This window comes from Ottowia sp. (genome assembly GCF_035444425.1).
GTDB lineage: Bacteria > Pseudomonadota > Gammaproteobacteria > Burkholderiales > Burkholderiaceae_C > Ottowia.
Genome location: NZ_DAOMOQ010000007.1, coordinates 73,133 through 84,723, shown reverse-complemented (window position 1 = coordinate 84,723; position 11,591 = coordinate 73,133). Strand labels below are relative to the sequence as shown.

12 protein-coding genes and 1 tRNA gene are annotated in these 11,591 nt (G+C 69.0%); 12 read left to right on the top strand and 1 reads right to left on the bottom strand.

Annotation, left to right across the window (positions count from 1 at the left end):
* Positions 1 to 24 precede the first annotated feature (24 nt).
* The 7 genes from PK606_RS04785 to pth all read left to right on the top strand — a co-directional run bounded on the left by PK606_RS04785 (position 25) and on the right by pth (position 5,888).
* Entirely contained in the window at positions 25 to 1,803 is a 1,779-nt protein-coding gene (locus PK606_RS04785; protein WP_324561253.1) for a tetratricopeptide repeat protein, read from the top strand.
* Positions 1,804 to 1,811: 8 nt separating this feature from the next.
* Entirely contained in the window at positions 1,812 to 2,324 is a 513-nt protein-coding gene (locus PK606_RS04780) for a lipoprotein insertase outer membrane protein LolB (protein ID WP_324561251.1), read from the top strand.
* Between the two features lie 9 nt (positions 2,325 to 2,333).
* Positions 2,334 to 3,191 carry a 4-(cytidine 5'-diphospho)-2-C-methyl-D-erythritol kinase gene (gene ispE / locus PK606_RS04775; protein ID WP_324561249.1) on the top strand — a complete coding sequence of 286 codons (858 nt, stop codon included), beginning with the start codon at positions 2,334 to 2,336 and terminating at the stop codon, positions 3,189 to 3,191.
* Between the two features lie 38 nt (positions 3,192 to 3,229).
* A tRNA-Gln gene (locus PK606_RS04770) sits at positions 3,230 to 3,306 on the top strand.
* 91 nt (positions 3,307 to 3,397) lie between these two features.
* Positions 3,398 to 4,375: a ribose-phosphate pyrophosphokinase gene (locus PK606_RS04765; protein WP_324561247.1), complete on the top strand. Its 978-nt coding sequence runs from the start codon at positions 3,398 to 3,400 to the stop codon at positions 4,373 to 4,375.
* 90 nt (positions 4,376 to 4,465) lie between these two features.
* A complete protein-coding gene (locus PK606_RS04760) occupies positions 4,466 to 5,116 on the top strand; it encodes a 50S ribosomal protein L25/general stress protein Ctc (protein ID WP_324561245.1) in 651 nt (216 codons plus the stop codon).
* Positions 5,117 to 5,207: 91 nt separating this feature from the next.
* Entirely contained in the window at positions 5,208 to 5,888 is a 681-nt protein-coding gene (gene pth, locus PK606_RS04755; RefSeq protein ID WP_324561243.1) for an aminoacyl-tRNA hydrolase, read from the top strand.
* A gap of 43 nt (positions 5,889 to 5,931) precedes the next feature.
* Here the strand turns inward: pth and PK606_RS04750 are convergent, their stop codons facing one another.
* A complete protein-coding gene (locus PK606_RS04750) occupies positions 5,932 to 6,186 on the bottom strand; it encodes a YfhL family 4Fe-4S dicluster ferredoxin (RefSeq protein ID WP_324561242.1) in 255 nt (84 codons plus the stop codon).
* Positions 6,187 to 6,314: 128 nt separating this feature from the next.
* Between PK606_RS04750 and PK606_RS04745 the strand changes: the two genes are divergently transcribed.
* The 5 genes from PK606_RS04745 to PK606_RS04725 all read left to right on the top strand — a co-directional run bounded on the left by PK606_RS04745 (position 6,315) and on the right by PK606_RS04725 (position 11,563).
* Positions 6,315 to 7,283, top strand: coding sequence for an ABC transporter permease (locus PK606_RS04745; protein ID WP_324561240.1), 969 nt, complete (start codon positions 6,315 to 6,317; stop codon positions 7,281 to 7,283).
* Positions 7,284 to 7,323: 40 nt separating this feature from the next.
* On the top strand, positions 7,324 to 8,175 hold the full coding sequence (locus PK606_RS04740; protein ID WP_324561238.1) for an ABC transporter permease: 852 nt from the start codon (positions 7,324 to 7,326) through the stop codon (positions 8,173 to 8,175).
* 5 nt (positions 8,176 to 8,180) lie between these two features.
* Positions 8,181 to 9,191 (top strand): ABC transporter ATP-binding protein, encoded by a 1,011-nt coding sequence (locus PK606_RS04735; RefSeq protein WP_324561236.1) that lies wholly within the window; start codon positions 8,181 to 8,183, stop codon positions 9,189 to 9,191.
* Complete coding sequence (locus PK606_RS04730) at positions 9,188 to 10,009, top strand: ATP-binding cassette domain-containing protein (protein WP_324561234.1); 822 nt, start codon at positions 9,188 to 9,190, stop codon at positions 10,007 to 10,009. The genes PK606_RS04735 and PK606_RS04730 overlap by 4 nt, the downstream gene beginning before the upstream one ends.
* Before the next feature lie 66 nt (positions 10,010 to 10,075).
* Positions 10,076 to 11,563, top strand: coding sequence for an ABC transporter substrate-binding protein (locus PK606_RS04725; protein ID WP_324561232.1), 1,488 nt, complete (start codon positions 10,076 to 10,078; stop codon positions 11,561 to 11,563).
* The last annotated feature ends 28 nt before the right edge of the window (positions 11,564 to 11,591 follow it).

The window sequence follows — 11,591 nt, the reverse complement described above, 5'->3', positions numbered from 1 at the left end:
ATGGGCTTGGATTATTATCGTTCGATGAAGTCCTCCCATCGCGTCCTGCTCGCGCTGCTGCTGGCATCGGCCGGGTCCACGTCGCTGGCCCAGGCACCCGTGACACCAGCGGCCAGGCCGGCTGCATCCGCCACCGCAATGCAGGCGCAGTCACAGCCGCAGTCGCGCATGACGGCCCGGCTGCTGTACGAGTTGCTGCTGAGCGAATTCGCACTGCAGCAAGGCGATGCGCAGACCGGCGCGTCCCACATGCTGAACGCCGCGCGCCGCACCGGGGACGAGTCGCTGTTCAAGCGCGCCACCGAGATGGCGATCCAGTCGCGCGCCGGCCCGGCGGCGCTGGAGGCCACGCGCGCCTGGAGCCAGGCCTACCCCGATTCCGTGGAAGCCAGCCGCTACCAGCTGCAGGTGCTGATCGCGCTCGGCCGCGTGGCCGACACCGACGCGCCGCTGCGCAAGCTGCTGGCGGCACTGCCCGAGGCCGAGAAGGTCTCCTTCATCAGCGCGATTCCGGCGCTCTACCAGCGCGCGCCCGACCGGACGGTGGCCGCGCAAGCCGTGGAGCTGGGGCTGTCGGATGCCATCGCCCACAAGGAGCTGGCGCCGGCGGCATGGACCACCATCGGCCGCATGCGGCTGCAGGCCGGCGACCCGGCGGGCGCGCTGTCGGCGGCCACGCTGGGCCAGGACGATGGCGCCAGTTCCGAATGGCCGGCGCTGCTGGCGCTGCAGCTGATGACCTCGGCCAACGAGCCGCTGGCCGAAGCCCTGGTGTTGCGCCACCTCAACAATCCGCAGGCGACGCCGGAAGTGCGGATCGGCTATGCGCGCGCGCTGGTCGAGTTGGGCCGTTTCACCGACGCCCACGCGCAACTCGACCAGCTCAACCAGCAGTTGCCGGACTATCCCGAGGGCTGGCTGGTCAAGGGCGCCCTGCTGGCCGACGAACGCCGCGAGGCCGAGGCCGAAACCGCCCTGCAACGCTACCTGGAACTGGTCCAGGCGCAGGCCGAGCAGCCCGGCGCCAGCCGCGAGGTCGGGCGCAGCCAGGCGCTGATGATGCTGGCGCGCATCGCCGAGCGCCGCCGCGACTACGCCGGCGCCGAGAAGCTGCTGGCCCAGGTCGACTCGCCCGACCAGATCCTGGCGGTGCAGGTACGCCGTGCCCACCTGCTGGCGCGCCAGGGCCAGCTGGAGGAAGCGCGCCAGGCGATCCGCGCGGCGCCTGAACGCCGTGCCGAGGACGCGCGACAGAAGCTGCTGGCCGAAGCGCAGCTGCTGCGCGAGCACGGACAGGCCGAGGCGGCCTACCTGCTGCTCAGCGCCGAGCTGGAGAAAAGCCCCGACGACGAGGTCCTTCTCTACGACGCCGGCATGGCCGCCGAGGGCGCCGAGCGCCTGGCCGAAATGGAGCGGCTGTTTCGCCGCCTGATCGAGATCAACCCCGAAGCGCACCATGCCTACAACGCGCTCGGCTATTCGCTGGCCGATCGGGGCCTGCGGCTGGACGAGGCGCGCGCCCTGGTCGAGAAGGCGGTGCAGTTGTCGCCCGACGACAGCTACATCCAGGACAGCCTGGGCTGGGTCGCCTACCGCCAGGGGCGCGCCAGCGAGGCACGCAGCATCCTGGAGGCGGCCTACCAGAAGCGCCCAGACCCGGAGATCGCGGCGCACCTGGGCGAGGTCCTGTGGGTGCTCGGTGAGCACGACCACGCGCGCCGGATCTGGCGCGACGGCCTGCGGCTGGATGCCGAGAACGATACCCTGGTCAAGACGCTCAAGCGCCTGCAGGTGACACCGTGAAGCCGGCGATGGACCGGACATGGGCGAGCACGCGCCGCCTGCTGTCCGGCTGGCTGCTGGTCGCCGCAGCGCTGCTGCTGCAGGCCTGCGCCAGTCCGCCCGGCCAGCCGACAGCCACGACCCAACCCGAGCGCTGGTCCGGGCGGCTCGGCTTGGTCGTCGCCTCCGAGCCGCCGCAATCCTTCTTCGCCGGTTTCGAGCTGAACGGCAACCCGCAGGCCGGCGAGCTCAGCCTGACCTCGCCGCTGGGCAGCACGCTGGCGGTGATGCAGTGGCAACCGGGCCAGACCCTGCTGCGCCAGGGCGAACAGACGCGCCGCTACGAATCGCTGGAAGCGCTGGCGCTGGAACTCACCGGCGCCGCAATTCCGGTGCGCGCGCTGTTCGGCTGGCTGAATGGCACGCCGCAGGCGGTCGATGGCTGGGAGGCCGACCTGGGCAGCCTGGACAGCGGTCGCCTAGTCGCCCGCCGGCTGATGCCGCTGCCGACGGCCGAACTGCGCGTGGTGCTGGAGCGTTGAAATCCCGCCATGCGCGCGCTCTACGAGGTGCCAGCCCCGGCCAAGCTGAACCTGTTCCTGCACGTCACCGGCCGGCGCGCCGACGGCTACCACCTGCTGCAGTCGGCCTTCATGCTGATCGACTGGTGCGACACGCTGCACTTCGAGCGCCGCACAGGCGGTTCGATCACGCGCGAGGACCTTGGCACGGCGCTGCCGGCCGACGACCTGATCGTGCGTGCCGCGCGGCAGCTGCAGGTCGCCACCGGCTGCACCGAAGGGGCGCACATCGGCGTGCAGAAACGCATTCCGGCGCAGGCCGGCCTGGGTGGCGGCTCGTCGGACGCGGCCAGCACCCTGCTGGCGCTGAACCGGCTCTGGCGCCTGGGTCTGAGCCGGTCACAGCTGGCGGCCATCGGCCTCGAACTGGGCGCCGACGTGCCGTTCTTCCTGCACGGCGGCCACGGCTGGGTTGAAGGCATCGGCGAGCGGATCAGCCCGCTGGCGCTGCCGCCGGCCCGCTTCATTGTGGTGAAACCGCCGCAGGGACTGGCCACGGCGGACATTTTCAACGCCGCGGACCTGCGACGCGACACGCCTCCTGCTATACTTTCAGGCTTTGCAGCAGATCCGTACGGCCACGGCCGCAACGACCTGCAACCGGTTGCCGAGCGGCTTTGCCCGCAGGTGGCCCAGACGGTCCAGCGACTGGCGCGACTGGGCCTCAGGGGCGCAATGACCGGTTCGGGCAGCGCGGTGTTCGCCTTGGTGCCGGATGCGCTGGCGGCCCAGGTCGCCACGCCAGAGGTACCGCCAGGCTGGCAGGTGCGCATTTGCGGCAATCTGGAAGTCCATCCGCTGCGCGGCTGGGCGCCAGATGACAGTTGAGGGTGGCTGGCCAGCCGTTTTCGGCCGGCGACCTGTGTAGGGGAGTAGCCAAGTCGGTTAAGGCACCGGATTTTGATTCCGGCATGCGAGGGTTCGAATCCTTCCTCCCCTGCCAAACCAGTGTTCGCAATCGAGAGTCCGGGACGCGCGCGATGCGCGCGATCCCGGCTTTTCGCCGCACCGTACAGTGACCCGCCAGAAAGCGCATGCACCCGTTCAACTCCTCTGACTTTCTGGTGTTCACAGGCAACGCCAATCCGGCGCTGGCCGCCGAGATCGCGGGCAACCTGGGGATCACGCTGGGCGCGGCCGACGTCGGCCGCTTCTCCGACGGCGAAGTCACGGTCGAGATCAAGCAGAACGTGCGTGCGCGCGACGTGTTCGTGGTGCAGTCGACCTGCGCGCCGACCAACGAGAACCTGATGGAGCTGCTGATCATGGTCGACGCGCTCAAGCGCTCGTCGGCCGAACGCATCAGCGCCGTCATCCCCTACTTCGGCTACGCCCGCCAGGATCGCCGCCCGCGCTCGACCCGGGTGCCGATCAGCGCCAAGGTGGTGGCTAACATGCTGCAGGCGGTCGGCGTGTCCAGCGTCATCATGATGGACCTGCACGCCGACCAGATCCAGGGTTTCTTCGACATCCCGGTCGACAACATCTACGCCTCGCCGGTGCTGCTGGGCGATTTGCGGCAGAAGAACTACGACGACCTGCTGGTGGTGAGCCCCGACGTCGGCGGCGTGGTGCGCGCGCGCGCCCTGGCCAAGCAGCTCGGCTGCGACCTGGCCATCATCGACAAGCGCCGACCCAAGGCCAACGTCAGCGAGATCATGCACGTGATCGGCGACATCGACGGCCGCAACTGCGTCGTCATGGACGACATGATCGACACCGCCGGCACGCTGGTGAAGGCGGCCGAGGTGCTGAAGGAACGCGGCGCCCGCAAGGTGTACGCGTACTGCACGCACCCGATCTTCAGCGGCCCCGCCATCGAGCGCATCGCCCAGGGCGCGGCGCTCGACGAGGTCGTGGTCACCAACACCATTCCGCTCAGCGACGCCGCGTCGCAGTGCAGCAAGATCCGCCAGCTCTCGGTGGCGCCGCTGATCGCGCAGACGATCAGTCGCATCGCGCGCGGCGAATCGGTGATGAGTCTGTTCCAGGAGCAGGAGAACCTGTTCTAGCGGAACAAGCCGATCGCCCGGCAATTCGGCCGGACGGTCTTTTTTGAAGCTGGGCCACACTGGTCGCGGTGGGTCCGAAGGAGTATCAAGATGAAATTCGTCGCTTTCGAGCGCAAGAAGCAGGGAACGGGTGCGAGCCGCCGTCTGCGCAATGCCGGCAAGGTGCCGGGCATTGTCTACGGCGGGCACGGTGAGCCGCAGCTCATCGAGTTGGATCACAACGCGCTGTGGCAGGCCGTCAAGAAGGAAGCCTTCCATTCGTCGGTGCTGGACATGAACCTCGGTGGCAAGGTCAGCAAGGTGCTGCTGCGCGACCTGCAGGTCCACCCGTTCCGCCAGCAGATCCTGCACATCGACTTCCAGCGCGTGTCGGCCAAGGAAAAGATCACCATCAAGGTGCCCCTGCACTACAGCGGCGAGGAAGAATCGACCGCGGTCAAGATCGACAAGTGCCTGGTCAGCCAGATCCTGACCGAACTGGAAGTCAGTTGCCTGCCGGCCGACCTACCCGAGTCGATCTCGGTCGACCTGTCGAAGCTGCAGAAGGGCGACACGCTGACGCTCGCCGACATCACCCTGCCCGAGCACGTCGAGCCGGTGCTGCGTGGCCATGCGGCCGAGGACGTGGTGCTGATCTCGGTGGTGAATCCGGTCGTTGCCGAAGCCGAGGCCGAAGGCGAGGCAGGTGCAGCCAGCGAAGCCGGCAGCGCCGCACCGGACGCCGAAGCCGACAAGAAGTGATGCAGCGCGGCCCCCGCGGCCGCACGCGCACAACACACGGCCCGCTCGCGCGGGCCGTTTTCATTGCACTCAGTTGTCGATAATCAAGGCCATGATCAAGCTCTTCGTCGGCCTGGGCAACCCGGGACCCGAGTACGAAGCCACGCGCCACAACGCCGGCTTCTGGTGGATCGATCAGGTCGCGCACCAGCTCAATGCCCGGCTGGCGATGGAGCGCAGCTACCAGGGTCTGGTGGCGCGCGCCAACGTCGGCGGACACAGCGTGTGGCTGCTGCAGCCGCAGACCTTCATGAACCTGTCGGGCCGTTCGGTCGCCGCGCTGGCGCGCTTCTACAAGATCGCGCCGGAGCAGATCCTGGTCGCGCACGACGAACTCGACCTGGCGCCCGGCCAGGCCAAGCTGAACCAAGGCGGCGGCCATGCAGGCCACAACGGCTTGCGCGACATCCATGCGCAACTGGGCACTGGCGACTACTGGCGCCTGCGCATCGGTATCGGGCACCCCGGCCACAAGTCGGAAGTGGTCGGCTGGGTGCTGCGCCGTCCGCCAGCCGATGAGCTGACGCAGATCGAAGCCGCCATCATGCGTGCGGCCCAGGCGTTCGATCTGCTGGCAGCCGGCGACATGGCGCGCGCAACGGCGCACATCCATACCGACAAGCCGCCGCGCGCCAAACCCACCAAACCGGACAAGCCTGTCGCACTGCCTGCATCGAGCCCGGAAAGCCAAGCCGCAGCGCCAGGCGCCGGCGCGCGACCGGATCCAAAGTAAGCCGGGTGCCCGCGCCGACTGGCGGGCTCAGCACCGCCGCCGGTCAGACCTTCTCCGCCTGCAGGCGGAGATACTTCTGCCACAAGGTCTCCCGATCCTCGACGTGGTTCGGGTCGATCGGGATGCATTCCACCGGGCACACTTCCACGCACTGCGGGCCGTCGAAGTGGCCGACGCATTCGGTGCACTTGTGGGGGTCGATCTCATAGATCTCGGGCCCCATCGTGATCGCCTCATTCGGGCATTCGGGCTCGCAGACATCGCAGTTGATGCACTGGTCAGTGATCAGCAGCGCCATGACGACAACTCCATGCAGGCAGACATTTCGGGAGCCAATTATCCGGTGCGCGTGCAGTGCGGCCGGTGCACGGCACCAAAGCCGCCACCGCTTGTGTTGATAATGCCCTGCCCCGCCGGTGGCCGTGCATGAGCTATTTCCTCTTCAAACGCATCCTCACGCTGATCGCCACGCTGGCGGCCACCAGCGTGATCGTGTTCGCGGTGCTGGAGATCCTGCCCGGCAACGCGGCCCAGATGCTGATGGGCCCCGATGCCGACCCGGCGGCAGTTGCCGCCAAGGCCACCGAACTCGGGCTCGACCGGCCGGCTCTCACCCGCTACCTCAACTGGATGGGCGGCCTGCTGCGCGGCGACATGGGCAACTCCTACGCCTACGGCTCGCCGGTCGCCGAGTTGATCGCCGAGCGCCTGCTGCTCACCGTGCCGCTGGCCGTGCTGGCCATGCTGCTGACCACCGTCATTGCACTGGCGGTGGGCGTGTACGCGGCCTCGCGCCACAACAGCGCCGGTGACGTCGGGCTGATGACGCTGGCGCAGATCGGCATTGCGATCCCCAACTTCTGGTTCGCGATCCTCTTGATCCTGCTGTTCTCGGTCAAGCTGCAGTGGCTGTCGGCCGGCGGCTTCGATGGCTGGTATTTCGACGACGACGTGTGGGCCGGGCTGTGGGAAGGACTGCAATCGCTGATCCTGCCGGCCTTCGCGCTGGCCGTGGTGCAGGCCGCCATCCTGGCGCGCTTCACGCGCTCGGCGGTGCTCGAGGTCCTGCGCGAGGACTTCGTGCGCACCGCGCGCGCCAAGGGCCTGTCGCGCCGCGCCACGCTCTGGGGCCACGTGCTGCGCAACGCCATGATCCCGGTCATCACCGTGATGGGCCTGCAGTTCGCCGAGCTGCTGGCCGGCACCATCGTGGTCGAGAACGTGTTCTACCTGCCCGGCCTGGGCCGGCTGATCTTCCAGAGCATCGCCAACCGCGACGTCATCGTGGTGCGCAACTGCGTGATGCTGCTGGCGGCGATGGTGGTGATCGTCAACTTCTTCGTCGACGTGCTGTACGCCGTGATCGACCCGCGCGTGAAGGCGTCTGAAATATGAGCGCCCTCAAGTTCCGAGCGGCCTGCGGTCGACCCACGGCATGAATACGCGCGCTGCCCCAGGCTTCCGACAGCGTGCGCTGCGCCATCCGGGCTTCGTCATCGGCGGCGTGCTGACGGCGTTGCTGCTGCTGGCGGCCGCGCTGTCCTACCTGTGGACGCCGTACTCGGTCTACGACGTGGACATGGACGCCAAGCTGCTGGCGCCGGATGCGCACCACTGGCTCGGCACCGACGCCTTCGGGCGCGACATCGTCTCGCTGCTGCTGGTGGGCGCACGCGCCTCGATCCTGGTCGGCGTGATCGCGGTCGGCATCGGGCTGGCCGTCGGCGCCGCGCTCGGCCTGCTGGCCTCGGCACGGCGCGGCTGGGTCGAGGAAGCCATCATGCGCGTGTCGGACTTCGGTTTCGCCTTCCCGGCCATCCTGTCGGCGATCATGCTCACCGCCGTGTACGGGCCGGGCATCGTCAACGCCATCGTCGCCATCGGCATCTACAACATCCCGACCTTCGCACGCATCACCCGCGCCGCCGCCAACGCCGTCTGGAGCCGCGACTACGTGCTGGCCGCACGCGCCTCGGGCAAGGGCCAGTGGGCCATCACCTGGCAGCACATCCTGCCCAACATCCTGGCGGTGCTGATCGTGCAGGCCACCATCCGCTTCGCTGTCGCCATCCTGGCCGAGGCGGCGCTGTCCTACCTGGGCCTGGGCACGCAGCCACCGCAGCCGAGCTGGGGCCGCATGCTGGCCGAGGCGCAGACGCTGATGTTCCAGTCGCCGCTTCTGGCCGTATGGCCGGGCGTGGCGATCGCGCTGTCGGTGCTGGGCCTCAACCTGCTGGGCGACGGGCTGCGCGACCTGCTCGATCCGCGGCTTTCCAGGAGAGGCTGAAAGGCATGGCCCTGCTCCAAGTCTCCGACCTGCGCGTCGACATCCACACCCATCGCGGCAGCGCGCCCGCCGTGCGCGACATGGCGTTCACGCTGGAGCGCGGCGACACCCTGGGCCTGATCGGCGAATCGGGCTGCGGCAAGTCGATGACGGCGCTGGCGCTGATGGGCCTGGCGCCCGAGAACGCGACGGTGAGCGGCAGCCTCAAGCTGGACGGCCGCCAACTCATCGGCCTGCGCGACCGCGACTGGCGCGCCATCCGGGGCTTCCGGATCGCCATGATCTTCCAGGAACCGATGACGGCGCTGAACCCGGTGCACCGCGTCGGCGCGCAGATCGCCGAACCGCTGATGCTGCACCAGCGGCTGTCGCCCCGCGCCGCGCGCGAGAAGGTGACCAGCCTGTTGGAGCGCGTCGGCATTCCGAACCCGGGGCAACGCATCGACAGCTTCCCGCACCAGTTCTCCGGCGGCCAGCGCCAGCGCATCATGATCGCCATGGCGCTGGCCTGCGAGCCTGACGTGCTGATCGCCGACGAGCCGACCACCGCGCTCGACGCCACGGTGCAGCAGCAGATCCTGGCGCTGATCAACGAGCTGGTGCGCGAGCGCGGCATGGCGCTGATCCTGATCTCGCACGACCTCGGCCTGATCGCGCAGAACGTGCGGCACATGCTGGTGATGTACGGCGGCAGCGTGGTCGAGAGCGGCCGCGCGAACGAGGTGTTCGGCCACGCCGCGCACCCCTACACGCGCGGCCTGCTGGCGGCGCGCCCGAGCCTGGGTCACCGCCTGGTGGCGCACCGCAGCGAGCGCCTGCCGACCATCCCGGGCAGCGTGCCGGACCTGTTCGGCCTGCCGACCGGCTGCCCGTTCGCCGGCCGCTGCCCCTTCACCGAGGACGCCTGCTACCCGACCGAACCGCCGGTGGTGCGGCTGTCGGACACGCACTGGTTCCGCTGCCGCCGCGCCGAGGTGGTGCTGCGGGCGGCCCGCAGCACGGAGAGCCCCGCATGAACACGGCCGCCGCCAATCCCCTGCTGCTCGAAGTGCGCGAGGTCACGCGCCGCTACACGCTGCCGCGCGAATCGCTGTTCAAGCCACCGGCCGAAGTGCCGGCGCTGCGTGGCGTGTCGCTGCAGGTCACGGCCGGGCGCAGCTTCGGCCTGGTCGGCGAATCGGGCTCGGGCAAGAGCACGCTGGCGCGCCTGGTGATGGCGCTGGAGGCGCCCACCAGCGGCGAGATCCTGTTCCTCGGCCGCAATCTGCACGCCCTGCCCGCCGCCGAGTTGCGCGCCGCGCGGCGCGACTTCCAGATGGTGTTCCAGGACCCGTATGGCTCGCTCGATCCGCGCCGGCCGATCTGGCGCACCGTGGCCGAGCCGGCAGCGGCGCTGGAAGGCGCCTCGCGCGCCGAGCAGCGCGAGCGCGCCGCCGCCACGCTGGCCTCGGTCGGCCTGCGCGCCGACGCACTGGACAAGTTCCCTCACGAGTTCTCCGGCGGCCAGCGCCAGCGCATCGCCATCGCGCGGGCGCTGATCACCAGGCCGAAGCTCATCGTCGCCGACGAGGCCGTGAGCGCGCTCGACGTCTCGGTGCAGGCCCAGGTGCTCAACCTGATGGCCGACCTGCGCGACAACCAGGGCGTGACTTTCCTGTTCATCAGCCACGACCTGGCCGTGGTCAGCTACCTGTGCGCCGACGTGGCGGTGATGAAAGGCGGCCTGATCGTCGAGCAGGGGCCGGTGCGCCAGGTGCTGCGCGAGCCGCAGCACGCCTACACGCGCACACTGCTGGCCTCGGTGCCTGAACTTGCCGCCGCCGTGGCAGTCTGATGCGTTGCGGGGGCTGCGCTACCATGCGCAGCGTCCAGACCGATCCGTTCGAGGAGAGCACCCACGATGAAACGCCGTGACTTCGCCCTGACCCTGCCCGCCGTGGCAACGCTGGCGCAACTGCCCGCATTCGCCCAGTCGCGCCGCGATGCCATCGTGCTCGGCATGACGCTGGAGCCGCCAGGCCTCGACCCCACGGCTGGCGCCGCCTCGGCGATCGCCGAGATCGTGCACTACAACGTGCTGGAGCCGCTGACCAAGATCAACAGCGACGGCAGCATCAGCCCGCTGCTGGCCGAGCGCTGGGAAATCTCGCCCGACCTGCGCACGGTCACCTTCTTCCTGCGCAAGGGCGTGAAGTTCAGCAACGGCGAGCCGTTCAACGCAGCGACAGTGAAATACGCGTTCGAGCGCGCCGCCGGCGAAAAGAGCACCAACAAGGACAAGCGCACATTCGCGGCCATGGAGAGCGTGCGCGTGATCGACGACCACACGGTGGTGGTGATCAACAAGGAGCCGGATCCGGACTTCCTGTTCTACATGGGCCAGGCAACCGCCGTCATGGTCGAGCCCAAGAGCGCGGCCGACAACAACACCAAGCCCGTGGGCACCGGCCCCTATGTGCTCGACAGCTGGGCCAAGGGCTCGTCGCTGACGCTGAAGGCCTCGCCCACCTTCCGCGCGCCGGGCAGCATCCGCATCAAGCGCGCCACCTTCCGCTTCATCAGCGACCCGGCAGCGCAGGTGGCGGCCGTGCTGTCGGGCGACGTCGACGCCTTCCCGCGCGTGACGCCGCGCGGCGCCGCGCAGTTCAAGGCCAACAGTGGGCTGCAGACCATCGTCAGCGGCTCGCGCGCCAAGACCGTGCTGGCCATCAACAACGCGCGCAAGCCCCTAAACGACGTGCGCGTGCGCCGCGCCATCAGCATGGCGATCGACCGCAAGGCGGTCATTTCGGGGGCCGGCGACGGCTTCGGCGTGCCGATCGGCAGCCACTACGTACCCGGCGCCGCCGGCTTCGTCGACACCACCGGCGTCAACCCCTACAACCCGGAGAAAGCCCGGGCGCTGCTCAAGGAAGCCGGCATCAGCACGCCGCTGGAGCTGAGCCTGGTGCTGCCGCCGCCGCCCTACGCACGCCAGGGCGGCGAGGTCATCGTGGCGCAGCTGGCCAAGATCGGCATCACCGCCAAGGTGCAGAACGTGGAGTGGGCGCAGTGGCTGGCCAACACCTATGGCGGACCGAAGAACTACGACCTGACCATCGTCAGCCATGTCGAGCCCTTCGACCTGGACAACTTCACCAAGCCGGACTACTACTGGGGCTACAACAACCCGAAGTTCAACGAGCTGTTCAGCCGCATCAAGACCACCGCCGACGTCGCCGAGCGCAACAAGCTGCTCGGCGAGGCGCAGAAGTTGCTGGCCGACGACGCGGCGCTGGCCTGGCTGTACCAGCCGCAGTGGGTCACGGTGGCCAACCGCCGCGTGCAGGGCCTGTGGAAGGACATGCCGGTCTTCGTCAACGACCTGTCGGCGCTGAGCTGGGGTTGAGCCGAGGCCGGCCGCCCCGGCCTGGCAA